This is a genomic window from Achromobacter marplatensis (assembly GCF_002209535.1).
Taxonomy (GTDB): Bacteria; Pseudomonadota; Gammaproteobacteria; order Burkholderiales; family Burkholderiaceae_B; genus Achromobacter; species Achromobacter marplatensis.
The window spans coordinates 441,630-468,161 of record NZ_NJIG01000003.1; the positions used below are offsets into that span (position 1 = coordinate 441,630).

Genomic DNA, 26,532 nt, shown 5'->3' on the forward strand with positions numbered 1-26,532 from the left:
GTCCGATTGGGTTTCGAACGGCCTTCAGGCCAGTTCTTCTACAGGTTGCTTGGCCAGCAGGATGGTTGCATGCGCTTGTTGCAGCGCACCACCCAGAACGTCATGGGTCAGCGCGGACAACAGGCTGTAATCGTCAAAACGGAATCGGCAGAGGAGCGAGCTGGAGCTAGCCAGTTTCACCAGTTGGGCCGGCGACAGACGCATCAGGATGTCGGCAACTTCGTTGCTGAACCCCAGACGGAACATCGATGCGGCATAGTCATCACGCAACATACGTTGCGCAAGTAACAGATATGACAGATTCACTTCGCGAATATCTGCCAGCAATGAATTTTCGACTTGTTGCACGCCCTACTCCCTATCCCTATCCCACCCACGGGGCTCGATAACTAAAAGCGCCGGCAATTTGGATTGCCTGGCGGCTTGCTGCATCCTGTTTTAATGCGAAATGTATCATTTGTTCGCAATTTAAGTAAAATTTACCACAGGTGATGTCATTTTCTATGACTTATATGACAAATCTTTGTTGATATTGCGCAACTTACGAAAATAGATACACCTTGACATAGTTGTTCGACGCGAATTTACGTCAATTTGGCAAATAAGCATTCAAAACATTGCGTACTTCGAGGAATGAAATGTTGTGCAGTCCCGACAATGACACCTTGCCGATCACTTAATTTGTAGCTTTAGCGCAGCCGCGCGTTTGTCGACAATGTCGTAAATTGACAACGTCAGACAATGCGTCACGATGGACACCGCCTGACATTCCCGCAATGCCCCACGCAGATGACAGCTTGGTCGAATATGCCCCGCTAGTGCGGAAGCTGGCCCTGCAATTGCTCGCCCGGCTACCCGCCAGCGTTGAGCTCGACGACTTGATACAGGCCGGCATGATCGGCCTGCTTGACGCCGTAAGGCGCTATCAGGAAACGGCAGACGCCCAATTCGAGACCTACGCCACGACCCGCATTCGTGGCGCGATGCTGGACGAACTCCGCGGCCAGGACTGGCTTCCGCGCAGCGTCCGTGCCAAGGCGCGCAAGATCGAACAAGCTATCCAGCAACTGGAACAGCGCTTGATGCGCGCGCCCAGCGAGGCGGAGATCGCCCATCAGCTGGAAATGCCGATCGGCGAATACCAGACGCTGCTGCACGACGCCCAGGGCGTGCAGATCGTGCACTACGAAGATTTCACGGTGGAGCCCGATTCGGCCTCCGGCCAATCGGACTGGACCGCGACGCTCAACCACGGATCCGCCGGCGGCAATCCGCTGGACGCATTGCTTGCGGGCGATTTCCGCCAGGCGCTGATCCACGCCATCGACTCCCTGCCCGACCGCGAAAAATTGTTGCTGTCGCTCTGTTACGAGCAAGGGCTCAACCTGAAGGAAATCGGCGCGATCATGAATGTCACCGAAGCGCGGGTGTGCCAGTTGCGCTCGCAGGCCACGGCTCGCATTCGCGCCAAGCTGAAAGACCAGGCCTGGCAGGAATTGCCCCAGGAAGGGCAGATCGCGCAAATCATCTAGGTGCCGGTCAAGCGCGCTTCTATATATAGGTAGAACGCGCGCTTGCAAAACCAGATACTGCAATACGAACGGGCGCCTGAGGCGCCCGTTTCCATTTCCGTGGCGACCACAACGCATCGCCTGCCCGCCCGTCGCGCCTGGCGCCCAGGCCTTCCCGGCTGATACAACAATAAATACGACTTTCGCGAAATAGGCCTAAAGAATGATTTGGGACTGCCGTAATCCTTGCAACGGAGAGATTCCTAGACAAGAAGTCGACGAACTTTCCCGTTAACACCAGTGGGCGGCCTTGCTGCCCAGTTTGAAGAAGCCTTTCTCTCTTGGGAGCACCGACATGGCTGCCGTTATCAATACCAACTACCTCTCGCTGGTTGCTCAAAACAACCTGAACAAGTCGCAATCGACCCTGGGCACCGCCATCGAGCGCCTGTCGTCGGGCCTGCGCATCAACAGCGCCAAGGATGACGCCGCTGGCCAAGCCATCGCCAACCGCTTCACCGCTAACGTCAATGGCCTGAACCAAGCCGCCCGTAATGCCAATGATGGCATCTCGATCGCCCAGACGACCGAAGGCGCGCTGAACGAGATCAACAACAACCTGCAGCGTATTCGTCAGTTGTCGGTTCAAGCTTCAACCGGCACGAACTCCACCTCCGACCTGGATTCCATTCAAGCTGAAATCCAACAACGCCTCGAAGAAATCGACCGTGTGTCCGACCAAACCCAATTCAACGGCGTTCGGGTTCTGGCTGCGGACAACACGCTGAAGATCCAAGTCGGCGCCAATGACAATGAAACCATCAGCATTGATCTGAAGTCCATCACTAAGCAATCTCTCGGTTTGGGCAACTTCACGGTCAGTGGCGACCGCACCGCCACGATGGACGACATGGTTAAGAGCTTCGGAGCTACTGGCTACTCGACCTTTACCGTGGATATCGATGGCGCTGCGGCGACTGGTGTCAAAGTCGACGCGAACTCCGGAAAAGTAACCACCAGTGCCGACGCCCAGTTGTACGTCAGCGCTACTACCAACAAAATTACCGCCTCTAACACGAACAATGCGGTAACCGGCGCCGGCGCAGTTGCCGACGCATTCGGCACTGCCTTTGACGGCAAGGCTCAGGGCGACACCGCCACCATCGGCGGAGCGAGTTGGGAGCGTGTCACGACGGGTACCAGCGCCGAAGGCGAAGGTACCTATCGCGCAACGATCAATGGCGCGCAAGTCGAAGTGACGATCACCGGCGGTACTTCTGGCACCGGTGGCACCCTGGCGGTCTCGTCGGGCAGTTTGTACATGGATGATGCCGCGTACGTCGGCGGCACCACCAAGTTCACTAACCACCAAACCAACGAAAAGGCCACCGTGGCATCGTTGGAGAGTGCTGGTGCCGTAAAGACTGGCGGCAAGCTCGAAATTGGCACCACCGGCGATTACACCGTTGATGCCAATGGTGTTGTGACAGATGACAATGCGGCCAACCGCGTTATGTACATCCAAAATGCCGGCAAGGCGAACGAAAAGCTCATCGATAGCTCGACGGCGCAAATAGCCTCGCGCAATCCGCTGGAAAAGATTGATGCTGCCCTGGCTAATGTCGACGCACTACGCAGCGATCTTGGCGCTGTCCAGAATCGTTTCGAATCGACCGTTGCCAACCTGAACAACACGGTCAATAACCTGTCCGCCGCTCGTTCGCGTATCGAAGATGCCGACTACGCTACGGAAGTGTCGAACATGACCAAGGCCCAAATCCTGCAACAGGCTGGCACCTCGGTTCTGGCACAAGCCAACCAAGTCCCGCAATCCGTCCTGTCGCTGCTGCGTTAATCACGCCGCTACACCTGACGGTAGTGCAGGAGCGGGCCTGATCGGCCCGCCCTGCAACACGCAAAGCCGGAATTATTCCGGCGCTCCACACAAGCCGGCACCAGCCGGCTTGTGCTTTTTCTGAATTGATTCATTTCCGGCCCGCCACTTCGAGCTGCCCGTCGCCATCATGGTTTTTAGCCCGACGGCAAGCTCTTGCCCGGCGGACGTACGCGAGTCTGTCATGCCAAGCCCTCCTCATGCGCCCCCAGCTGACGCTAGCCCCCCGCAATCGCTACCGCACCGACGCTTTCTTCGCGCTGCCCATACGCGGCGCGTAGCCTCGGATAAAAGCGCTAGCCTGCTCGGCCTGTTGCCGCTGTTTATGTCCCTGGCGTTGATCCCTGCCCTATTGCTGGTCTGGTTTCACCTGAGCGAGCTTCACTATCTGGAAATCGTATCGCTTTCGTCAGTAGGAGCGGCCAGTTTAGGAATCGTGCTGCTGGTCGGGCTGATGATGCTTACGTACTCGCTCTTGTCCGTGGCCCTGCCATCGGTGATCATCGCGCTGGCAGCCGCCCAGCACGGGCATGGGCGTATCCCGGAGGCGACAGTCGCCGCCTGGGCGACCAGCGGCGGCTTACTCGTGGTCGTCTGGTTCATCTCCGCATTGAAACCAAGCTTTGAGTCGGCCTTCATGTTTTGGCCCGCGCATCTAGCCGCTGGTGCGCTCATTGGGGCATGGAACGTCTGCGCGGCCTATCCACGCGCCAATAGTCGGTGCACGACATCAACTACAGTCACTGCCTTCCTGAAAAATCCTCTGGCCCTGGGTATCGGAAACGGTGTCTGTGGACTTCTGGCATTCCTGCTATTGGTAATTCCCCTCAAGCACTTGGCCGATGACCACGCCACCGGGCTGCTGCCAAGTTGGGGGCGGACGGCGCTGCCGCTACTGATCGCCTTCCTCATTGCAATGGGCCCTGGCTTGATCTACATGTGGAGCAACCGGGTAGGCTCCACTGGCATGAACAAGCGGCAATTCATGGTATTGCTGCTGACGGCCGCCTTCCTGATGCTCATGATCTCGTACTCGGCGTCGAGGGAAGTCCGGCAACTAACCTTGGTGGCAGCCGGCATAGTTGGCAACCCCACAAGCCCGCGCTTGTATAGGCTGCCGGATAGTTGGACCGAGCAGGACAAAGCAATGGTGACGGTGGCGTTCAATAAGAACAGCTGCCCCGTCAACGGAGATTCGCAAACCGTCGTCCGCGCCATCGCAGGGCATTGGCTCTGCGGCTACCAGAATTTCTCGTTCGGACGCGCCAGGCTGATCTGCAATCACCCCTATATGGATGCGGACTACAAGTTTACGGACAACCGCCTGACCTGCGTCCTCTATATCGACAACACGCTAGCTAGCCTGGTGACCTTGCCTCCTCCGGGTCCTCTCAAGCCTACGGAAGAGATATCGCATCGCGACGCTTCGCCTGACTGAGTGAAGACCAATTCAGGCCATGCGGCGGTTTTACACGACTGTTCTCGATTTCGGCTAGGCCTCTATTGCCTCATAATTCACTTCGCAGGATTATGTATCTATAGTTTCCGAAATATGACAGAAACGCCAACAGCCTCCCGTACTACGCAGCACGACGGCACCCCGGATCCAAACCCTGAGGCACCGGTGGATCCGCAGACGTTACGTCTGCGCGAAGAGAACCGCGCGTTGCGCGAATTGCTGGCCGCTCAAGTACAGGCGGCTCACCCCTTGCCAGCGCCGGGCTGCCTACGCCGGATTGGCTGGTGGTTGATTTCCGCTCCGGGCGCCGCCCTGGTCGGCTGGCGCGCCCTGTTGGGCCGAGACGACGCTGCGCCGATGACCGGGCGACGCGTCGGGTCAGCCACCCTGACCGTGCTCTACACCCTGGCGATCTATGGCGCGCTGGTGCTGCTGGTCGTATCGTGGAACGCGCCGAACAACGGGATCACTGGCGCCACGTCCGCCAGCCCGGTCCGCGTGCCGCTTTTGCCTTTGCCCCCTCGTGCACCCGAAGACGCACCGTCCGACTGGGAGACCGACCCGCCGGCAAAAGCCGATCCAGACGCGTCGACCGCGGCAACAGCCGGATCGGCTCCGGAAACGGCACCCGTCCCGACGGCAGATCCCGAATCCGGGGCTGGGCCGCATGCGCCTGCCGCAAGCACCGCCCCGGTTTCCCGCCCCGAAGCCCCGCGCCCGCATGTCTCGGCAGATCCTCCGCCGCCCGCCCGCGGGCCGCAGTCGACGCTGCGCATCACCGAAATCCCCGCCCAGAACCCCATGGCCTGGGTGGATGCGTTGAAGGGCGAACTGGCCCGTTGCGCCCAATTGGGATTTTTCGAACGGCCGGATTGTGCCTGGGCGGCACGCAAGCAGTTCTGCGAACCGAACCAGGGCTGGGGCATGGTCAAGGAATGCCCGAAGCAGCCCTAACCCAACGTTCAGGCTTGGCGCCGCTGGCCACTGGGCCTGTGACAATCCTTTGCATCGAACTGGAAACGTGCGCAATAATGCGTAGACTTCGGGGCTGGCCCCACCTTCTTTCCGATTAGGACACCGCGACCATGGACTCCGTCAACAACACCGTCAATACCGCCTTGGCCCTGAAAGACGCAAACCTCGTTCAGGAAGTGCAGGCCCGTGTGCTGAAGAAAGCGTTGAACGCCCAAGCCGACACGATTGCGACGCTGATGCAGTCCGTTGCCCCGACGGCCATCGACAGCACGCTGGGTTCGCGCATCAACACCCACGCCTGATTTCCCGTCGCGCCGCCTTGACGCAACCGATAAAAAAAGCGCCGGCCCCTTGAACAGGGCCGGCGCTTTTGCTTTTACGCGCGGACGGCAATGCCGCCGCGACGTAATTACTTCTTCTTCATCGGCGGCAAGTCGGTGCACACGCCTTCGGCCACTTCGGCTGCCATGCCCACCGATTCACCCAGCGTGGGGTGCGGGTGGATGGTCTTGGCGATGTCGACGACGTCCGCGCCCATTTCCACGGCCAGGGCCAGTTCGCTGATCAGGTCGCCAGCGTGGGTGCCCACGATGCTGCCGCCCAGGATGCGATGCGTTTCCGCGTCGAAAATCAGCTTGGTGAAGCCCTCGTCGCGGCCATTGGCGATGGCGCGGCCGGAAGCCGCCCACGGGAACACGCCCTTCTCGATCTTGATGCCTTGCTTCTTGGCTTCGTCTTCGGTCAGGCCGACCCATGCCACTTCCGGATCGGTATAGGCCACCGACGGGATGACGCGCGCGTCGAAGAACGACTTCTGGCCGGCCGCGGCTTCCGCCGCCACGTGGCCTTCATGCACGGCCTTGTGCGCCAGCATCGGCTGGCCGACGATGTCGCCAATGGCGTAGATGTGCGGCACGTTGGTGCGCATCTGGCGATCGACCTCGATGAATCCGCGGTCGGTCACGGCGATGCCGGCGCGGTCAGCGCCGATCTTCTTGCCGTTCGGGCTGCGGCCAACGGCTTGCAGCACCAGGTCGTAGCGTTGCGGCTCTTTGGGTGCGCCCTCGCCTTCGAAGGTGACGTAGATGCCGTCTTTCTTGGCTTCCGCGCCCACGGTCTTGGTCTTCAACATGATGTTGTCGAAGCGGTAGGCGTTCTTCTTCTGCCATACCTTGACCAGGTCGCGGTCGGCGCCCTGCATCAGGCCGTCCAGCATTTCCACGACGTCCAGGCGGGCGCCCAGGGTCGAGTACACCGTGCCCATTTCCAGACCGATGATGCCACCGCCGATGATCAGCATCTTCTTGGGCACTTCACGCAGCAGCAAGGCGCCGGTGGAGTCGACGACGCGGTCGTCGGCGGGCATGAACGGCAGCTTCACCGACTGGCTGCCGGCGGCGATGATGGCTTGCTTGAAGCGCAGCGTCTGGCTCTTGCCGTCGGCCGCCTTCACGGTCAGGTGGTTGGCATCGGCGAATTCGCCCACGCCGTGCACCACGGTGACCTTGCGCGCCTTCGCCATGCCGGCCAGACCGCCGGTCAGCTTGGCAACCACGCTGTCCTTGTAGCCGCGCAGCTTGTCCAGGTCGATCTTCGGTTCGCCGAAGCTGATGCCATGGGCAGCCAGCTCGCGGGCTTCATCGATGACCGCGGCGTTGTGCAGCAACGCCTTGGACGGAATGCAGCCCACGTTCAGGCAGACGCCGCCCAGCGTTTCGTAGCGTTCGACCAGCACCACGGACAGGCCGAGGTCGGCAGCGCGGAAGGCGGCGGAATAGCCGCCAGGCCCCGCGCCCAACACAAGCATGTCGTATTCGCCGTCAGCCGAACCCTTGAAGGTGGCTGCGGCGGGTGCAGCGGCCTTGGCGGCCGGCGCCGGTGCGGCAGCGGCTTGCTTGGGGGCCTCGGCGGCCTTGGGCGCTTCCTTGGCGGGCGCCGCGGCGGATTCGCCGCCCGCTTCCACTTCCAGCACAACCGCGCCCTCAGCGACCTTGTCGCCGACCTTCACTGCGATGGACTTCACCACGCCGCCTTGCGACGCGGGGATCTCCATCGAGGCCTTGTCGGATTCGACCGTGATCAGGCTTTGTTCGGCCTTGATCGTGTCGCCCACGGCGACCAGCACTTCGATGACTTCCACTTCCTTGAAGTCGCCGATGTCCGGCACTTTGATTTGAACGGTATTGCTCATAGGGCTCCCCGTTTACAGCGCGATGCGGCGGAAGTCGGCCAGCAAGGCGCCCAGATAGGCGTTGAAGCGGGCAGCGGAGGCGCCGTCGATGACGCGGTGGTCGTACGACAGCGACAGCGGCACGATCAGGCGCGGCACGAACTGCTTGCCGTCCCAGACGGGCTTGTGCGACGAACGCGACACGCCCAGGATGGCCACTTCAGGCGCGTTGATGATCGGCGTGAACGAGGTGCCGCCGATGCCGCCCAAGGACGAGATCGAGAAGCAGCCGCCCTGCATTTCCGCAGGCGAGATCTTGCCGTCGCGGGCCTTCTTGGACAGTTCGGTCATTTCCTGCGCGATCTGCAGGATGCCCTTCTTGTCGGCATCGCGGATCACCGGCACCACCAGCCCGTTGGGCGTATCGGCAGCGAAACCGATGTGGTAGTACTGCTTGAGCACCAGGTTGTCGCCATCCAGCGACGCGTTGAACTCGGGGAATTTCTTCAGGGCCGCAACCACGGCCTTGATCAGGAAGGCCAGCATCGTGACCTTCACGCCCGACTTCTCGTTTTCCTTGTTCAGCGTGACGCGCAGCGCCTCCAGGTCGGTGATGTCCGCTTCGTCGTTGTTGGTGACGTGCGGGATCATGACCCAGTTGCGGTGCAGGTTCGCGCCGGAAATCTTCTTGATACGCGACAACGGGCGGGCTTCGATCGGGCCGAACTTGGTGAAGTCGACCTTCGGCCACGGCAGCAGGCCAAGGGCGGCGCCATCGCCCGAACCGCTTGCGGCGGCAACCGGACCGGCGGCCAGCGCCTGCTTGACGAAACCGCGCACGTCTTCAGCGGTGATGCGTTCCTTCGGACCCGAACCCTTGACCTTGCTCAGGTTCACGCCCAGTTCGCGGGCGAACTTGCGCACCGACGGCGAAGCGTGCGGCAGTTGGCCGGGCTTGAGGTTGGGATCTTCCAGCGCGGCGGCGGGAGCCGGGCGCGACGCCGGCGCAGCAGCAGCCGGGGCCTCGGCCTTGGTTTCTGCCTTGGCCGCCGGGGCGGCAGCCGCAGCTTCGGTCTTGGCGGCCGGAGCCGCCGCGGCGGCAGCGCCTTCCACCACGACCACGACCGAGCCCTTGGCGACCTTGTCGCCGACCTTGACCTTCACTTCCTTGACCACGCCGCCTTGCGAGGCCGGGATCTCCATCGAGGCCTTGTCGGACTCGACGGTGATCAGGCTTTGCTCGGCCTTGATCGTGTCGCCGACCGCGACCATGACTTCGATGACTTCCACTTCCTTGAAGTCGCCGATGTCCGGCACTTCGATCTCGATCGGGCCGCTGGCGGCAGCCGGCGCGGCGGCTTCGGCACGGGCGGCCGGCGCGGCAGCAGCGGCTTGCTTCGGCGCTTCCTTGGCCTCGGCCTTGGGCGCTTCCTTGGCGTCCGCCTTGGGCGCCTCGGCAGCGGCGTCAGCCGCTTCCACTTCCAGCACGACCGCGCCTTCGGCGACCTTGTCGCCGACCTTCACGGTAATGGACTTCACCACGCCGCCTTGCGACGCGGGGATCTCCATCGAGGCCTTGTCGGATTCGACGGTGATCAGGCTCTGTTCGGCCTTGATCGTGTCGCCCACCGCCACCAGCACTTCAATGACTTCCACTTCCTTGAAGTCGCCGATGTCGGGAACCTTGATTTGCACGATGTTGCTCATGTCTCTTTACCCTCAGGCGTATTGCGGGTTGGCTTTGTTCGGATTGATGCCGTACTTCTTGATGGCTTCAGCCACCTTGGCAACCGGCACCTTGCCCTCGTCGGCCAACGCGCGCAGCGCGGCGACGACGACGAAGTGGCGGTCCACTTCGAAGTGCTCGCGCAGCTTCGAGCGGAAATCCGAGCGACCGAAACCATCGGTGCCCAGCACCTTGTATTCGCGGCCCTTGGGCACGAACGGACGGATCTGGTCGGCAAAGAGCTTCATATAGTCGGTCGACGCGATGATCGGGCCTTCCGTCTTGGCCAGCTGTTCCGTGACGTAAGCGACTTGCGGCTTCTTCTCGTCGGGGTGCAGCATGTTGTGGCGTTCGACGTCCAGGCCGTTGCGGCGCAGTTCGGTGAAGCTGGTGACGCTCCACAGATCCGAGGCCACGCCCCAGTCGGCTTCCAGCAGCTCTTGCGCAGCCATGACTTCGCGCAGGATCGTGCCCGAACCCATCAGTTGCACGCGGTTCTTGCCCTTGCCATGCGACTTCAGCTTGTACATGCCCTTGATGATGCCTTCCTCGTCGCCCTGGGTCAGACCGGGCTGCGGGTAGTTTTCGTTCATCACCGTCAGGTAGTAATAGACGTTTTCCTGGTCTTCCACCATGCGCTTCAACCCATGCTGGATGATCACGGCCAACTCATGGCCGAACGTCGGGTCGTAGGACACGCAGTTCGGGATGGTGGACGCCAGGATGTGGCTGTGGCCGTCCTCGTGCTGCAGGCCTTCGCCGTTGAGCGTCGTGCGGCCGGCGGTGCCGCCCAGGAGGAAGCCGCGCGCCTGCATGTCGCCCGCTGCCCAAGCCAGGTCGCCGATGCGCTGGAACCCGAACATCGAGTAGTAGATGAAGAACGGGATCATGATGCGGTTGTTCGAGGAGTACGACGTGGCCGCCGCAATCCACGAGCTCATCGCGCCCGCTTCGTTGATGCCTTCCTGCAGAAGCTGGCCGTCGGCCGCTTCCTTGTAGTACATCACCTGGTCCTTATCGACCGGGGTGTACTTCTGGCCTTCCGGCGCGTAGATGCCGATCTGGCGGAACAGGCCTTCCATACCGAAGGTGCGCGATTCGTCGGCCAGGATCGGCACGACGCGCGGGCCCAGTTCCTTGTCACGCAGCACCTGGTTCAGGATGCGCACAAAGGCTTGGGTGGTCGAGATCTCGCGGCCTTCGGCGGTGGGCTCGAGCACGGCCTTGAAAGCATCCAGCGCGGGCGCCTTGAGTTGCTCGTCAGCGCGGGCGCGACGGCGCGGCAGGTAGCCGCCCAGCTCGGCGCGGCGCTCGTGCAGGTACTTCATTTCCGGCGAATCTTCGGCCGGCTTGAAGTACGGCAGGTCCGCCAGTTGGTCGTCGGGGATCGGGATGCCGAAACGGTCGCGGAATTCACGGATCGACTCCAGTTCCAGCTTCTTTTGCTGGTGAGTCGGGTTCTTGGCCTGGCCCACGTGGCCCATGCCGTAACCCTTGATGGTCTTGGCCAGGATGACGGTGGGTTGACCGGTGTGGCTGGTCGCGGCGTCGAACGCGGCATACACCTTGTGGGGGTCATGACCGCCACGGTTCAGGCGCCAGATGTCCTCGTCGCTCATGCGCGACACGGCTTCCAGCAGCTTGGGGTGCTTGCCGAAGAAGTGTTCGCGGACGAACTTGCCGTCGTTGGCCTTGTACGCCTGGTACTCGCCGTCCACGGTGTCTTCCATGATCTTGCGCAGGATGCCTTCCTTGTCGTGCGCAAGCAGCGGATCCCAGTAGCCGCCCCAGATCAGCTTGATCACGTTCCAGCCCGAACCGCGGAAGTCGCCTTCCAGTTCCTGGATGATCTTGCCGTTGCCGCGCACCGGACCGTCCAGGCGCTGCAGGTTGCAGTTCACCACGAAGATCAGGTTGTCGAGCTTTTCACGGGCCGCCAGGGCGATGGCGCCCAGCGATTCGGGTTCGTCCATTTCGCCGTCGCCGCAGAACACCCAGACCTTGCGGTTGCTGGTGTCGGCGATGCCGCGGGCGTGCAGGTACTTCAGGAAGCGGGCCTGGTAAATGGCCATCAGCGGGCCCAGGCCCATCGACACCGTCGGGAACTGCCAGAAATCCGGCATCAGCTTCGGGTGGGGATAGGACGACAGGCCCTTGCCGTCCACTTCCTGGCGGAAGTGGTTCAGCTGGTCTTCGGTCAGGCGGCCTTCAAGGTAGGCGCGGCCATACATGCCGGGCGAGGTGTGGCCCTGGAAGTAGACCAGGTCGCCGCCGTGGTTTTCGTCTTCAGCGTGCCAGAAATGGTTCTGGCCGCAACCGATCATGGTGGCCAGCGAGGCGAACGACGCGATGTGGCCGCCCAGGTCGCCGCCGTCCGGCGGATTGTGCTTGTTGGCCTTGACGACCATGGCCATGGCGTTCCAGCGCACGTACGAACGGATGCGCGATTCCAGCTCCAGGTTGCCCGGGTGCGCGGGCTCCAGGCCCGGGGGAATCGTGTTGACGTAAGCGGTATTCGGCGAGAACGGGATGTGGGCGCCGGAGCGACGGGCTTCGTCGATCAGGCGTTCCAGCAGGTAGTGCGCGCGCTGCGGCCCTTCGCGATCAAGGACTGCCGCCAGGGCTTCGAGCCACTCCTGGGTTTCAAGGGTGTCTTCGTCGTTGGCAGCCTGCGGGGCGCCAGCCTGGGCGAAAGAGGACATCGTGTGTCTCCTGTTGGGGTTCGTTCGTGACCACACCCGCTTATCTACTCGCGGACTCTGCATGGTAGCCGGGATCATCCGGGCTACCATGTCAGGCATGGGTCGGGGTGTTTTTCTAGAGACCTGCTTTGGGTCGGTTCCCTATCAGCCGGCATTCTAAGAAAGAAGATTAACCGCTCGCAAGGAAAATTTCATGTTGCGGTACGGCATTTCATAATGCGAAATGTTGACCACAAGCTGAATGTATCCTGACTGCAAGCCGATTTTCTCGCCTCGGCCGCGCCAAGGGAAAAATATGCCCGCCCGCGGCACCAAAAGCGCCCAACGAGCGCCGTGTAGGGGTAATTTTTATGCCTTACACCAAAAGCCGGGGTTGATTCCCGGCAATTCCATGCCAACCCGCACTAAAATGCGCGGTCTATCTGGCCCGAATTCCATGTCCAGCGCGCCCAAGTCCAATATACCTACGCCGTTCCACGATCACGCCCGCACCCGCCGCCGCGGCGTGTATTGGGTCACGCCTGCCATGGTGCTGATCCTGTACATCTGTGTGATGGGGGTGTTCTTCTGGCTGCAACGCATCCATGACGATAGCGTCATGTTTGTGACGATCGACCAGGAAATGCGTCAGCAACGCCTGATCTGGGTGGTGCTTGCCCTGTCCTGCGTGATCGTCATCAGCCTGCTGATGCTGTGGCGCTATACCCGCTTCCGTTCCTCCGCAGAGGCCGCGCTGATCGCCGAAACGGGCTTTCGCCGCGCCATGGAGAACTCGATGTCCACCGGCATGCGCGTGCTCGACATGGAAGGCCGCATCGCCTACGTGAACCCGGCGTTCTGCCGCATGATCGGCTGGAACGAGGCCGACCTGATCGGCCGCAGCCCGCCCTTCCCCTACTGGGTGCCCGGCCGCCACGAACAGCACCAGCACACGCTGGACGTGCTGATGTCGGGCAAGACGCCCAGCAGCGGCCTGGAAGTCGAAGCGCAGCGCCGCGATGGTTCGCGCTTCACCGCCCGCATGTATGTGTCGCCGCTGCTGGACCCCAACGGCAACCAGATCGGCTGGATGACGTCCATGACGGACATCACCGAACCCAAGCGCATCCGCGAGGCGCTCACCGCCGCGCACGAGCGCTTCATGACGGTGCTGGAAGGCCTGGATGACGCCATTTCGGTGACGGCCGACACCCATGACGGCCTGGAGCTGCTGTTCGCCAACCGCACCTACCGCCGCGTGTTCGGCGCGCAGACGGGCGGCCACGACGAATTGCTGGCCGGCCGCCGCGGCCGCTTCACCGACGAATCGGTGGAAGTGTTCGCGCCCTCCGTGCAGCGCTGGTTCGAAGTGCACCACCGGATGCTGGCCTGGACCGACGGCCGCCGGGTGCGCATGCAGGTCGCGCGCGACATCACCGAGCGCCGCGGCCACGAAGAGGCGTCCCGCGTGCAGCAAGAGAAGATCCAGCTGACCAGCCGCCTGACGACGATGGGCGAAATGGCCTCATCGCTGGCGCACGAACTGAACCAGCCGCTGACCGCCATCGCGAACTACAGCATGGGCGCCGTCGCCCTGGTCAAGGCAGGCCACACCAGCCCCAACATGCTGCTGCCGGCGCTGGAAAAAGCCGCCTCCCAGGCCGAGCGCGCCGGCAAGATCATCAGCCGCATCCGCGAATTCGTGAAGCGCAGCGAACCGCGCCGCCAGCGCGTGGCCATCGGCCGCATTGTCGACAATGCCATCGGTTTTGCCGAAATCGACGCCCGCAAGCGCCGCATCCGCATCGACAGCTTCGTGCCCTCGAACGCCCCGGATGTGCTGGCCGACCCGATCCTGATTGAGCAGGTGCTGCTGAACCTGCTGAAGAACGGGCTGGAAGCCATGGAAAAGAGCGAGTCCGACGAGCTCAAGGTGGCGGTCATCCTGCACGATCAGCACATCGAAGTCGCCGTGGTGGACCGCGGCCATGGCCTGGCCGAGCCCGAGCGCCTGTTCGAACCTTTCTTCAGCACCAAATCCCAGGGCCTGGGCATGGGGCTGAATATCTGCCGTACCATTATCGAATCGCACCACGGCCGCCTGTGGGCGGACCCCAACCCCGCCGGCGGTACTATTTTCCGCTTTACCCTGCCCTGCGCTGCGTCCCAGACGCAGGCCCAGAATGATCAGTCCGAGGAGTTGCACGCATGAACACGCCCCACCTGTCGAGCACGGTATTCATTGTTGACGACGACGAAGCGGTCCGCGATTCGTTGCGCTGGCTGCTGGAAGCCAATGGCTACCGCGTTCGCGCCTATGCCAGCGGCGAATCCTTCCTGGAAGACTACGACGCCAGCCAGATCGGCGTGCTGATCGCCGACGTGCGCATGCCGGGCATGAGCGGCCTGGAACTCCAGGAACAACTGATCGCCCGCAACGCGCCTCTGCCCATCGTGTTCATCACCGGCCACGGCGACGTGCCCATGGCTGTGTCCACGATGAAGAAAGGCGCGGTCGACTTCCTGGAAAAGCCCTTCAACGAGTCCGACCTGCGCGAGATCGTCGCACGCATGCTGGAACAGGCCACGCAACGCGTCAGCAAGCACCAGGCCCAGAAGGATCACGAAGCCATGCTGGCGCGCCTGACCGCGCGCGAGCAGCAGGTGTTGGAGCGCATTGTCGCCGGCCGCTTGAACAAGCAGATCGCCGACGACCTGGGCATCAGCATCAAGACCGTCGAGGCGCATCGCGCCAACATTATGGAAAAACTGGAAGTGACTACCGTTGCTGATTTGATGAAAGTGGCCTTGGCCAAACCCGAGGCCCACGCATGACCGCTAGGATTATCGATGGCGCAGCACTGTCGCTGCGCATTCGCGAAGAAGTCGCCCAGCGCGTCGCCGCCCTGGCCGCCAAGGGCACCCGCCCCGGCCTGGCCGTGGTGCTGGTGGGTGCGGACCCCGCGTCCCAGGTGTACGTGCGCAACAAGGTTGCCGCCTGCGAGAAGGCCGGCCTGCATTCCGTCAAGGAACAGTACCCCGCCGAGATGACCGAGGCCGAACTGCTGGCCCGCATCGCCGTCCTGAACCAGGACCCGACGATCCACGGCATCCTGGTGCAATTGCCCCTGCCCAAGCACATGGATTCGCACAAGGTCATCGAAGCCATCGCGGCCGAGAAGGATGTGGACGGGTTCCATATCAGCAACGCCGGCCTGCTCATGACCGGCCAGCCGCTGTTCCGCCCCTGCACGCCGTACGGCGTGATGAAGATGCTGGAATCGGAAGGCGTGACGCTGCGCGGCGCTGAAGCCGTGATCGTCGGCGCCAGCAACATCGTCGGCAAGCCGATGGCCATGCTGCTGTTGCAAGCCGGCGCCACCATCACGATCTGCAATTCCAAGACGCGCGACCTGGCGGCCCAGACCCGCCGCGCCGACGTCCTGGTGGTTGCCACGGGCAAGCCCGGCATGATCGACGGCTCCATGATCAAGCCCGGCGCGGTCGTCATCGACGTGGGCATCAACCGCGGTGACGACGGCAAGCTGTGCGGCGACGTGGACTTTGCTTCCGCCCGCGAAGTGGCCGGCGCCATCACCCCCGTCCCCGGCGGCGTGGGCCCCATGACCATCGCCATGCTGCTGGTCAATACGGTTGAAGCCGCGGAACGGGCTGCCGCCTGATCCCCGCCGGGCTGTCCGGGCGGCTCCCGCCCGGACGCGCCCCTGCCGCCCCCTTGGGGCGCCCTTGCGCCCTTGCATTCGGGCGGATCGCCCCTACCTGATCCCTATGACCTCCGTCGGCGCCCGGGTGCATGCCCCGCGCGCCGCCCGCTATTGCTCACGCCGGTAACACCATGACCCAGAACCCCCTGCTCGCTCCCGTCTCCGATCTGGTCGACTATGCGGCCGTCAAGCCCGGGCATATCGTGCCCGCCATCGAGGAATTGCTGGGCATCGCCCGCCAGGCCGTCGACCACGCCGCCGATGCCGCGCTGGCGCCCACCTGGGAAGCCGTGGTGGAACCGCTGGACACCGCCTCTGAGCGCCTGTGGCGCGCCTGGTCGGTGGCGGGCCACCTGAACGCCGTCGTCAACACGCCAGAGCTGCGCGAAGCCTATAACGCCGCCCTGCCGCTGATCACCGAGTTCTCGACCTGGGTCGGCCTGCACGAAGGCCTGTACCAGCAATACCAGCGCCTGGCCGCCGCCCCCGATTTCGCGTCGTGGTCGCCGGTGCGCCGCCGCATCGTCGAGATGGCGCTGCGCGACTTCCGCTTGAGCGGCGTCGAACTGCAGGGCGCCGACCGCGAGCGCTACGCCCAGATCTCTGACCGCGAAGCGCAGGCCTCGCAGAAGTTCTCGGAAAACGTGCTGGATTCCATCGACGCCTGGTCGCTGCTGGTCGAAGACGAAGCCCGTCTGGCCGGCATCCCGGCCGATGTCCTGTCCGCGGCCCGCGCCGCCGCCGAGGAAGACGGCAAGCCGGGCTGGAAGCTGACGCTGAAGATGCCGTGCTACCTGCCCGTCATGCAGTACGCGCAAGACCGCTCGCTGCGTGAAGCGCTGTACCGCGGCTATGGCACCGTGGCGTCCGAACATGGCGACGGCCAGTTCGACAATTCTCCGCTGATCGAAGAACTGCTGTCGCTGCGCGCCGAAGAATCCGGCCTGCTGGGCCTGGGCACTTTCGCCGCGCTGCGCCTGCAGACCCGCATGGCCCGCGACGCCCGCGAAGTGACCGTCTTCCTGCGCGACCTGGCCGCCCGCGCCAAGCCTTACGCCCAACGCGACCTGTCCGAACTGACCGCCTACGCCACCGGCGAACTGGGCCTGGACGGGCTGCAGCCCTGGGACGTGGCCTTCGCCTCGGAGCGCCTGCGCGAATCGCGCTACGCCTATTCCGAAGACGAGGTGAAGCAGTACTTCACCGAGCCGCGCGTGCTGGCAGGCCTGTACGAAGTCATCGAAAAACTATTCGACGTGCGCCTGACGGAAACGCCGGTGTCCACCTGGCACAGCGATGCCCGCGGCGTGCGCGTGGAAAGCCCCACGGGCGATCTGATCGGCTACCTGTACCTGGACCTGTATGCGCGCTCCGGCAAGCAAAGCGGCGCCTGGGTCGACAGCGAGCGCACGCGCCGCGTCGTGGCTGGCCGCGTGCAGACGCCGGTGGTCTACCTGACCTGCAATTTCTCGCGCCCCAATGGCGACCGCGCCGCCGTGCTGACGCATGACGACGTCATCACCCTGTTCCACGAAACCGGCCACGCCTTGCACGCACTGCTGTCCGAAGTGGACGAACCGGGCGCCGCGGCGTTCGCCAGCGTGGAATGGGACGCCATCGAACTACCGTCGCAGTTCATGGAGAACTTCTGCTGGGAATGGGCGGTGGTGCAAAAGCTGTCGGCCCATGTGGACACGGGCGAAGCGCTGCCGCGCGCGCTCTACGACCGCCTGGTGGCTGCCCGCAACTACCAGAGCGGCATGCAGACGGTGCGCCAGATCGAGTTCGCCTTGTTCGACATGCTGATGCACGACCGCGCGAAGGGCGCCACCATCGCCGAAGTGCTGGCGCTGCTGCAAGAAGTGCGCCAGGAAGTGGCGGTGCTGTTCCCGCCGGCATGGCATCGCTTGCCGCACGCCTTCTCGCACCTGTTCGCAGGCGGCTACGGCGCGGGCTACTACAGCTACAAGTGGGCGGAAGTGTTGTCCGCCGACGCGTACGAAGCCTTCGAGGAAGCGGCAGCCAAGCAGGCCGGCAACGCCCTGGGCACGCTGGATCCGGAAACCGGCGCGCGCTTCCGCCGCGAAGTGCTGGCCGTGGGCGGCTCGCGTCCGGCAGCGGAATCGTTTGCGGCCTTCCGCGGCCGCGCGCCGCGCATTGACGCCCTGCTGCGCCATAGCGGCATGAGCGGCAACTAGAGCCCGCGTCTTTCCCTGGAACGGCCCGCCGAGTGGGGGCCGTTATTTTTCGTCCGCCGGCTTGCGCGCCGATACAACCAGCCAGCGTCCGTGCACCGACTGCCTGGACGCCGCCTGCTTCCAGAAATCACGGATTTCCTCGGTTTCCGCGCGCTTGATCCGCTGCCGGTAGTACAACTGCGACGGCACGGCCAGCAAGTGCTCGATCCTCCGCTTGGGCTTGACCTCGTCGACCTCGTGCAGCGTGATGTCCACGAAACCATAGTGCGACAGCAGCAGATGCAGTTGCGGAAAGCTCCAAGGGAAATACGTGATGTAGTCCGCACCGCGCTGGCGGCCCACCATGGGGCGGAAGCCCGAATGGAACCCGCGTATCAGGAACTGAAAGCGCGAGCGCAGATTCCAGGTGTTCGGCGTGGTGAGGATCAACGTGCCGCCAGGACGCAGCGCACGGTGCAGGCTCTGGACCAGCACGCCCGGATTGGTCAGCAGGTGGATGGCCTCGCAGCAGACGGCTGCGTCGTACTCCTGGGCGACAGCCAGCGGCGTTTCCAGGTCGTGTTCGGTCACGGAACGATAGCCCGCGCTTGCCGGCGGAAACTCCCACAGCCCCACGCCGTCCAGCACCACCTGCCGGCCACTGGCGCCCGGCAGCGTGTCGCCCAGCCAGCCCAGCCCGCAAGGCGCGTCCAGCACCCGATCGGCGACCCGGCTACGCAGGATGTCCACCACCACCGGGTAATACGGATAGTACGGATAACGAAGGGCGGTGCCCACGGCCATGTCCACGTTCGAAGCTTCCCTGAAACACTGCACTGACAAGGCCCTGAATGTAGTGCGCCGGTATGGCCCGGCGGGGCGAATTTGCCAGTTCTCCAACAATATTCAGACAAAGCTTCACAAGTCGGCGCGTGCCCTTTCTCGCACCAGAAGTTTGCGCCAGGACAAGAAGCGTGCTGGCGGCACCGCGCCAGCGGCTGGGGGGGGCGCCGCCCTGCCCGGGGCTTGCGGGTAGAATCGACAGGTTTGCCGGGCTTTCCCCTTCCAACCCTTTCGGCCCCTGGACTTATGCGACACCTCATTACCGGCCGCGCCTGGCGTGGCTTGCTGCTGGCCTTGTGCGTATTGCTTGCCGCGTGCGGCGACCGGAATGTCGACTGGACCCTCTACAACGTCAAGGGCCACTTGCCCGACCTGAAATTCTCGTTGCCCGGCGCGGGCGGCAAGACGGTCAGCAGCGACGACCTAAAGGGCAAGACAGTGCTGCTGTTCTTCGGCTACGCCAGTTGCCCGGACATCTGCCCCACCACCATGGCGCAGTTGACGGCCGTGCTGCAGAACCTGGGCGACAAGGCCCGCGACGTGCGCATCCTGTTCGTCAGCGTGGACCCGCACCGCGACACGCCCGACATCCTGCAGGCCTACGTCAATGCGTTCAACAACAACGCCATCGGCGTGACCGGTGACGAAAAACAGATCGCCGACCTGGCCCGCCGCTACCGCGTCGCCTACCAGATCGAAAAGCCCCGCCCCGGCGACGACGCCGACATGTACGAAGTGACGCACAGCCGCGGCGTGTACATTTTCGACAAAGAGGGCCGCGCGCGCCTGCTGGCCTCGGACACCGACAGCATCGAAGCCCTGACCAAGGATGTACGCCAACTGATCGACCTGACCTCCTGACCCAGGGCGGGCTGCAACAATGCGCCGCAACATGTTGCGGGCGTGCGCCACATACCAGTTGTTACAGCGGGGCGATTCGGAGCGTGAGTATCATCAGTGCACATTGCCCCTTTTCCCCCTAGTAAGGAGTACGCGCATGAGCTTCATCATCATGATCATCGTCGGGTTCATCGTGGGCCTGATCGCCCGGGCCATCATGCCCGGAGACCAGAACATGGGCATCATCATGACCACCATCCTGGGCATCGTGGGCGCTGTGGTCGCCGGATTCCTGGGCCAGACGATGGGCTGGTACGCGGAAGGCGAACCCGCCGGCTGGATCGCATCGGTCGTGGGCGCCATCATCGTGCTGTTCGTGGTTGGCATGATCGCCAAAAAGCGAGCCTGACGTTCCGCTAGGCAAGCATCAAAGAAAACGGGCCGATCTTTCGATCGGCCCGTTTTTTCTTGGCTATGCGGCGGTGGGTTCCTAGCCAATTCGGCCATTGCGCCATCGCCGTTTGATGGGTTGCGCGCGCTGGGCAAGCGAGTGCTTCGCCATGGGCTCTCGCGCTTCACCCATCCTACGAACCGGTGGCCGGTGTAGCTTGCGCGGTGGCCGTACGCTCAGTCCAGCCGCCGCCCAGCACCTTGTACAAGGTCACCAGGTTCGACAGGCGGGCCAGGCGCGTGTCCACCAGCGCCTGCTGCGCGCTGTACAGCGAACGTTGCGAGTCCAGCACGCTCAGGTAGTCGTCGATGCCTTGGCGGAAACGCTGATCGGACACGTCGTAGGCGCGCTGGTTGGCGTCCACCAGCAGGCGTTGCGCCTGGATCTGGTCGTCCAGCGTGCCGCGGCCGGCCAAGGCGTCCGCCACTTCGCGAAAGCCCGTCTGGATGGACTTTTCGTACTGCGCGACCTGGATGTTCTTCTGCACCTTCGCCAAGTCCAGCCCCGCCAGCAGCGAGCCGCCCGCGAAGATCGGCACCGTGATCTGGGGCACGAAGCTCCAGGCGCCCGAACCGCCTTCGAACAGGCCGCCCAGGCTGGCGCTGGCGGTGCCCGCCTGGCCCGTCAGGCTGATCGTCGGGAAGAACGCGGCACGCGCCGCGCCGATGTTGGCGTTGGCGCCCTTCAACTGGTGCTCGGCGGCGCGGATGTCCGGGCGGCGGGCCAAGAGGTCTGACGGCAGGCCGGCTGGCAAGGTGGTCGGCAGCATGCTGTCGTCCAGCCTGGTGGCCTGATCCAGCGCGGCCGTGATCTCGGGCGACATGGGCTGGCCCACCAGCAGGGTCAGCGCATTACGGTCCTGCGCGGCCTGGCGCGTGTATTGCGACAGGTTGCGCTGGGCCGTGCGCAGCGACACTTCGGCCTGGCTCAGGTCCAGTGCGGTCGACAAACCTTGGTCATAGCTCTGCTGGGTGAGCTTGAAGGAATCTTCCTGGCTCTTCAACGTGTCGCGCGTCAGGCTCAGCAGCTCCTGGTCGGCGCGCAGCGTCAGATAGGCATTGGCCACCTCGGCGATCAGCGTCAGCTGGGTCGCCGTGCGGGTTTCGTCCAGCGCCAGATAGGATTCCAGCGCCTTGTCGCTCAGGCTGCGGATGCGGCCGAACAGGTCCAGCTCCCAGGCGGACATGGCGGCGCCCACCTGATAACTGTGGCTGGTCGTGGCCCGGCCGCTGGCGGACAGGTCCGCCGGCGTGCGCTGCGCCGACTCCTGGCCGGCGACGCCCACGCTGGGCATCAGATCGGCACGCTGGATGCGGTACTGCGCCCGCGCGGCTTCCACGTTCAGGGCCGCCACGCGCAAGTCGCGGTTGTTCGCCAGCGACAGCTCGATCAGCTGTTGCAGGAGCGGGTCGCCGAAGAAGTCGCGCCAGCCGATATCAGCCGTGGACATCCCTTGCGCCGCTTGCGAACCGTCCGCTTTATACGCCGGGCCGGTGGGATAGGCGGCGTCGACCGGCGCGTCCGGCCGCTCGTACGTCGGGGCCAGCGAGCAGCCCGCCAGGGCCGCCGCCAGGGAAACAGACAATAAGGTTCTCATCTGAAGTTTCATTACGGTTGTCCCTCGGCAGACACTTCCTGCGGGCCGTTGGCGCTGGTGTCGTGCTTATCGCGGTTTTCGCTCATGCGCTTGACCTTGAACATGCGCAGCATGATCACGAAGAACGCGGGGACAAAGAAAATGGCCAGGAACGTACCGGTCAGCATGCCGCCGATCACGCCCGTGCCGATGGCGTTCTGGCTGCCGGAACCGGCGCCCGACGAGATCGCCAGCGGCGTCACGCCCAGGATGAATGCCAGGGACGTCATCAGGATCGGACGCAGGCGCTGGCGGGCGGCGTGAATGGCCGATTCCGTCAGGCTGGCCCCAGCCTCGAAGTGCTCTTTGGCGAACTCCACGATCAGGATGGCGTTTTTGGCCGCCAGCCCCACTGTGGTGAGCAGCCCCACCTGGAAGTACACGTCGTTGGACAAGCCCCGCATCAAGGTCGCCAGCAGCACGCCGATGATCCCCAACGGCACCACCAGCATGACCGCGGTCGGGATAGACCAGCTTTCATACAGCGCCGCCAGGCACAGGAACACCACGATCAGCGAAATCGCGTATAGCGCCGGTGCTTGCGAACCCGAGAGGCGTTCTTCGAAGGACAGGCCCGTCCATTCGAAGCCCACACCCACGGGCAGCTTGGCCGCCAGCCGTTCCATCTCGTCCATGGCCGCGCCCGAGCTGTAGCCCGGCGCCGCCTGGCCCTGGATGTTGTAGGACGGCACGCCGTTATAGCGGTTCAGCTTTTGCGGGCCGAAGCTCCACGTCGCTTTCGAGAACGCTGAGAACGGCACCATGTCGCCCGCGTTGTTGCGCACGTACCATTTGTTCAGGTCTTCCGGCAGCATGCGCGACGACGCCTCGCCCTGCGCGAACACCTTCTTCACGCGGCCGCGGTCGATGAAGTCGTTGACATACGACGACCCCCAGGCGGTGGCAAGCGTGCTGTTGATGTCCGACACGGCCACGCCAAGCGCGCGCGCCTTCTCGCGGTCGATGTCCAGCTGGTACTGCGGCGCGTCTTCGATGCCGTTGGGGCGCACGCCGATCAGCACCGGGCTTTTCGCGGCCTCGCCCAGCAACTGGTTGCGCGCGGCAAGCAGCTTTTCATGGCCCACGCCGGCGCGGTCCATCAGCTGGAAGTCAAAGCCCGTCACGTTGCCCAGTTCCATCACGGAGGGCGGCGGCACCACGAACAATTGCGCGCGGCGTTCGGTCTTGGCGAAATGCGCGTTGGCGCGCGCCGCCACGGCACCGGCCTTCAGCTTCGCGTCGCCGCGTTCTTCCCAGTCGCGCAGCTTGATGAACAGGATGGACGCGTTCTGGCCGCGGCCGCCGAAGTTGAAGCCGTTGACCGCGAACACCGAGGTCACGGCGTCCTTTTCTTCGGTCAGCAGATACTTCGTGGCGTCGTCGATGACGGCCTTGGTGGCTTCCGCGGTAGCGCCGGCCGGCGTCTGGATCTGGGCAAACAGGATGCCCTGGTCTTCCGCCGGCAGGAACGCCGTCGGGATGCGCGTGAACAGCCAGCCCATGGCGATGACAAGCGCCAGGTACACCACCATCAGGCGCTTGGTGCGGTTCAGGCCGCGCGCCACGCTGTTGGCATAGCCGTTGCTGCTACGTTCGAACGTGCGGTTGAACCAGCCGAAAAAGCCCTTCTTCGTGCCGTGATGGCCTTTCGGGATGGGTTTGAGCAAGGTCGCGCACAAGGCCGGCGTGAAGACGATGGCCACCAGCACCGACAGCACCATCGAGGACACGATGGTGATCGAGAACTGGCGGTAGATCACGCCCGTGGAGCCGCCGAAGAACGCCATCGGGATGAACACGGCGGCCAGCACCATGGCGATGCCGATCAGCGCGCCTGTGATCTGGCCCATGGACTTGCGAGTGGCCTGCTTGGGTGTCAGCCCCTCTTCGGCCATCACCCGCTCAACGTTCTCGACCACCACGATCGCGTCGTCCACCAGCAGGCCGATGGCCAGCACCATGCCGAACATCGTCAAGGTGTTGATGGAATAGCCGAAGGCGGCCAGCACGCCGAAGGTGCCCAGCAGCACCACCGGCACGGCCAGCGTGGGAATGATGGTGGCGCGGAAGTTCTGCAGGAACAGGTACATCACCAGGAAGACCAGGATGATGGCTTCCACCAGCGTCTTGAACACTTCATGGATCGACAGGCTGACGAACGGCGTCGTGTCGTACGGATAGACGACGTCCATGCCCGGCGGGAAATACGGCTTCAGGTTGTTGATGGTGTCGCGCACCGCCTGCGCCGTATCCAGCGCGTTGGCACCCGGCGCCAGCTTGATTGCCAGGCCCGAGGCGGGCTTGCCGTTGTAGAAGCTGTCGATGGCGTAGGTCTGGCCGCCGAGTTCGATGCGCGAGACATCGCCCAGGCGCACTTGCGACCCGTCGGCATTGACCTTCAAGAGGATGCGGCCGAAGTCTTCGGCCTTCTCCAGACGCGACGGCCCGATGATGGTGGCATTCAACTGCTGCCCGCGCACGGACGGCAGGCCGCCCAGCTGGCCGGACGACACCTGCACGTTCTGTTCCTTGATCGCCGCCACCACGTCGACCGTGGTCAACCCGTAGTTGACGAGCTTGGCGGGATCCAGCCAGATGCGCATCGCGTACTGCGAGCCGAACAGCTGGAAGTCCCCCACGCCCTGCGTGCGGCTGATCGGATCCTGGACGTAGGACGCGACGTAGTCGGCCAGGTCGTCCTTGGTCATCGTGCCGTCGGTGGACACGAAGCCCGCCACGATCAGGAAGTTCTTCGTGGCCTTGGTGACGCGGATACCCTGCTGCTGCACTTCCTGCGGCAAGAGCGGCTGCGCCAGCGCCAGTTTGTTCTGCACCTGCACCTGCGCCGTGTCCGGGTTGGTGCCTTGCTTGAAGGTCAGCGTGATGGACATGCTGCCGTCGGAGTTGCTTTCCGACGAGATGTACTGCAAGCCGTCCAGCCCGTTCATCTGCTGTTCGATCACCTGCACCACGGTGTCCTGCACCGTCTGCGCGGACGCGCCCGGGTAGGTCACCGCGATGCCGATGGCCGGCGGCGCGATGTTGGGGTATTGGGAGACCGGCAATTGCAGGATGGACAGCGCGCCGGCCATCATCAGCACGATCGCGATCACCCAGGCGAAAACCGGCCTATCGATAAAAAACTTTGCCATGCATGGCTCCCTGATTACTGCTTGGCCGGCGCGGCGTTCGCCGCCTGCGGCTGCTGCGCGTTGGCGCCGGCTTCGGTGGCGACGACTTCGACGCCCGGCCGCACCATTTGCAGACCTTCCACAATGACCTTGTCGCCGGCGGCCAGGCCGTCGGTGACCAGCCACTTGTCGCCAATGGCGCGGTCGGTCTTCAATTCACGCAATTCGACCTGGTTCTTGGCATTGACCACCAGCGCCGTCGGCAGGCCGCGCTGGTTGCGCGTCACGCCGCGTTGCGGGACCAGCAGGCCGTCGGCGGCCACGCCGTCAGCCAGGCGGGCGCGCACGAACATGCCCGGCAGCAGGCGGCGGTCCGGGTTCGGGAACACCGCGCGCAGCGTGATCGAGCCTGTGCCCTGGTCCACCGTCACTTCCGAGAACTGGAGCTTGCCGGTCTACTTGTATTGCGAGCCGTCTTCCAGCGTCAGCGTCACCAGCGCAGCCTGTTCGCCATCGGCCTTCTTCAGCTGGCCGCTGGCCAACGCGTCTTGCAAACGCAGCAGCTGGACGCTGGACTGGGTCACGTCGACATAGATCGGGTCAATTTGCTGCACTGCAGCCAACGCGCCGGTCTGGTTGGCCGTAACGAGCGCACCTTCGGTCACGGACGACCGGCCGATGATGCCGTCGATCGGTGACAACACCTTGGTGTAGACCAGGTTGATGCGCGCCGTGTCCAGCGCAGCCTTGGCCGACATCACGTCGGCGGCGGCTTGGTCACGCGAGGCGACGGCGTTGTCATAGGTCTGCTGGCTGACGGCGCGCGTGGCCACCAGCGGCTTGTAACGTTCGGCCAGCAAGGCGGCGGTTTTCTGCTGCGCCTGGGCGCGGGCAAGCGCCGCCTTCTGGCTGTCGACGCTGGCCTGGTAGAGCGCAGGGTCGATCTGATAGAGCTGTTCGCCCGCCTTGACCTCGCCGCCCTCGGTGAACAGGCGCTTCTGGACAATGCCGTTGACCTGTGGCCGGACTTCGGCAACGCGGAATGCGGACGTGCGGCCCGGCAATTCGGTGGTCAGGGAAACGGGCTGCGTGGTCAGGGTCACGACCGAGACTTGCGGCTTGCCCGCCTGCGGCGCGTCTTGCTTCTTGCCGCAAGCGGCCAAGGTGAGAGCCGATGCCGTCAGCGTGACAACCGCCGCGCTGCGCCACATAGCGCTTTTCTTATTCATAGATTGCATTCCCGAATTCTGACAAAAAAGTTATGCCCCCACGCCATGCTCGCTTTCGCGGCTAGGGCGGGTCATGCGCATCGA

Annotated in this window: 18 protein-coding genes and 1 pseudogene; 11 read left to right on the plus strand and 8 right to left on the minus strand. The window is 63.7% G+C overall.

Features of this window, described 5'->3' with window-relative positions; genetic code table 11:
- Positions 1 to 24 precede the first annotated feature (24 nt).
- Positions 25 to 348: a flagellar transcriptional regulator FlhD gene (gene flhD, locus CEY09_RS09050; protein WP_006219025.1), complete on the minus strand. Its 324-nt coding sequence runs from the start codon at positions 346 to 348 to the stop codon at positions 25 to 27.
- A gap of 428 nt (positions 349 to 776) precedes the next feature.
- On the opposite strand from flhD, the gene CEY09_RS09055 reads away from it, so the two are divergent.
- The 5 genes from CEY09_RS09055 to CEY09_RS09075 all read left to right on the plus strand — a co-directional run bounded on the left by CEY09_RS09055 (position 777) and on the right by CEY09_RS09075 (position 6,141).
- The gene (locus CEY09_RS09055) at positions 777 to 1,532 is read left to right on the plus strand and encodes an RNA polymerase sigma factor FliA (protein ID WP_006227415.1); all 756 of its coding nucleotides are present in this window, start codon (positions 777 to 779) and stop codon (positions 1,530 to 1,532) included.
- Between the two features lie 334 nt (positions 1,533 to 1,866).
- Positions 1,867 to 3,366, plus strand: a complete 1,500-nt coding sequence (locus CEY09_RS09060; protein WP_088588376.1) for a flagellin N-terminal helical domain-containing protein — start codon at positions 1,867 to 1,869, stop codon at positions 3,364 to 3,366.
- A 364-nt stretch (positions 3,367 to 3,730) separates the two neighbouring features.
- Positions 3,731 to 4,843 carry a hypothetical protein gene (locus tag CEY09_RS09065; RefSeq protein ID WP_113914590.1) on the plus strand — a complete coding sequence of 371 codons (1,113 nt, stop codon included), beginning with the start codon at positions 3,731 to 3,733 and terminating at the stop codon, positions 4,841 to 4,843.
- Positions 4,844 to 5,029: 186 nt separating this feature from the next.
- Positions 5,030 to 5,818, plus strand: a complete 789-nt coding sequence (locus CEY09_RS09070) for a hypothetical protein (RefSeq protein WP_088588378.1) — start codon at positions 5,030 to 5,032, stop codon at positions 5,816 to 5,818.
- A gap of 131 nt (positions 5,819 to 5,949) precedes the next feature.
- Positions 5,950 to 6,141, plus strand: a complete 192-nt coding sequence (locus CEY09_RS09075) for a YjfB family protein (protein WP_088588379.1) — start codon at positions 5,950 to 5,952, stop codon at positions 6,139 to 6,141.
- A 107-nt stretch (positions 6,142 to 6,248) separates the two neighbouring features.
- On the opposite strand, the gene lpdA is transcribed toward CEY09_RS09075, so the two are convergent.
- Genes lpdA through aceE form a run of 3 tightly spaced genes read right to left on the minus strand, consistent with a single transcriptional unit; the run spans position 6,249 to position 12,437 of the window.
- A complete protein-coding gene (lpdA, locus tag CEY09_RS09080; protein ID WP_006227410.1) occupies positions 6,249 to 8,030 on the minus strand; it encodes a dihydrolipoyl dehydrogenase in 1,782 nt (593 codons plus the stop codon).
- A gap of 12 nt (positions 8,031 to 8,042) precedes the next feature.
- A complete protein-coding gene (aceF, locus tag CEY09_RS09085) occupies positions 8,043 to 9,716 on the minus strand; it encodes a dihydrolipoyllysine-residue acetyltransferase (RefSeq protein WP_088588380.1) in 1,674 nt (557 codons plus the stop codon).
- Between the two features lie 12 nt (positions 9,717 to 9,728).
- The gene (gene aceE / locus CEY09_RS09090) at positions 9,729 to 12,437 is read right to left on the minus strand and encodes a pyruvate dehydrogenase (acetyl-transferring), homodimeric type (protein ID WP_088588381.1); all 2,709 of its coding nucleotides are present in this window, start codon (positions 12,435 to 12,437) and stop codon (positions 9,729 to 9,731) included.
- A 436-nt stretch (positions 12,438 to 12,873) separates the two neighbouring features.
- Here aceE and CEY09_RS09095 point away from each other — a divergent pair, with 436 nt between their 5' ends.
- From CEY09_RS09095 to CEY09_RS09110, 4 genes are all read left to right on the plus strand, one after another.
- Complete coding sequence (locus tag CEY09_RS09095) at positions 12,874 to 14,628, plus strand: PAS domain-containing sensor histidine kinase (protein WP_006227407.1); 1,755 nt, start codon at positions 12,874 to 12,876, stop codon at positions 14,626 to 14,628.
- Entirely contained in the window at positions 14,625 to 15,251 is a 627-nt protein-coding gene (locus CEY09_RS09100; protein WP_006219003.1) for a response regulator transcription factor, read from the plus strand. Before CEY09_RS09095 ends, CEY09_RS09100 begins: the two co-directional genes overlap by 4 nt.
- Complete coding sequence (folD, locus tag CEY09_RS09105) at positions 15,248 to 16,099, plus strand: bifunctional methylenetetrahydrofolate dehydrogenase/methenyltetrahydrofolate cyclohydrolase FolD (RefSeq protein WP_006227406.1); 852 nt, start codon at positions 15,248 to 15,250, stop codon at positions 16,097 to 16,099. Before CEY09_RS09100 ends, folD begins: the two co-directional genes overlap by 4 nt.
- A gap of 173 nt (positions 16,100 to 16,272) precedes the next feature.
- Positions 16,273 to 18,339 carry a M3 family metallopeptidase gene (locus CEY09_RS09110; protein ID WP_088588382.1) on the plus strand — a complete coding sequence of 689 codons (2,067 nt, stop codon included), beginning with the start codon at positions 16,273 to 16,275 and terminating at the stop codon, positions 18,337 to 18,339.
- A gap of 42 nt (positions 18,340 to 18,381) precedes the next feature.
- Here CEY09_RS09110 and CEY09_RS09115 read toward each other — a convergent pair whose 3' ends face one another.
- Positions 18,382 to 19,122 carry a methyltransferase domain-containing protein gene (locus tag CEY09_RS09115; RefSeq protein WP_175216725.1) on the minus strand — a complete coding sequence of 247 codons (741 nt, stop codon included), beginning with the start codon at positions 19,120 to 19,122 and terminating at the stop codon, positions 18,382 to 18,384.
- Positions 19,123 to 19,407: 285 nt separating this feature from the next.
- Between CEY09_RS09115 and CEY09_RS09120 the strand changes: the two genes are divergently transcribed.
- Together CEY09_RS09120 and CEY09_RS09125 are read left to right on the plus strand one after the other, a co-directional pair.
- A complete protein-coding gene (locus CEY09_RS09120; protein ID WP_088588383.1) occupies positions 19,408 to 20,022 on the plus strand; it encodes an SCO family protein in 615 nt (204 codons plus the stop codon).
- Positions 20,023 to 20,158: 136 nt separating this feature from the next.
- A complete protein-coding gene (locus CEY09_RS09125; protein WP_088588384.1) occupies positions 20,159 to 20,410 on the plus strand; it encodes a GlsB/YeaQ/YmgE family stress response membrane protein in 252 nt (83 codons plus the stop codon).
- 175 nt (positions 20,411 to 20,585) lie between these two features.
- Here the strand turns inward: CEY09_RS09125 and adeC are convergent, their stop codons facing one another.
- The 3 genes and pseudogenes from adeC to CEY09_RS09140 form a co-directional block, all read right to left on the minus strand.
- Positions 20,586 to 22,061 (minus strand): AdeC/AdeK/OprM family multidrug efflux complex outer membrane factor, encoded by a 1,476-nt coding sequence (gene adeC / locus CEY09_RS09130; protein ID WP_088588385.1) that lies wholly within the window; start codon positions 22,059 to 22,061, stop codon positions 20,586 to 20,588.
- A complete protein-coding gene (locus CEY09_RS09135) occupies positions 22,061 to 25,240 on the minus strand; it encodes an efflux RND transporter permease subunit (protein ID WP_088588386.1) in 3,180 nt (1,059 codons plus the stop codon). The genes adeC and CEY09_RS09135 overlap by 1 nt, the downstream gene beginning before the upstream one ends.
- A 14-nt stretch (positions 25,241 to 25,254) precedes the next feature.
- Positions 25,255 to 26,430 (minus strand): annotated as a pseudogene (locus CEY09_RS09140) (efflux RND transporter periplasmic adaptor subunit).
- Positions 26,431 to 26,532: the final 102 nt, after the last annotated feature.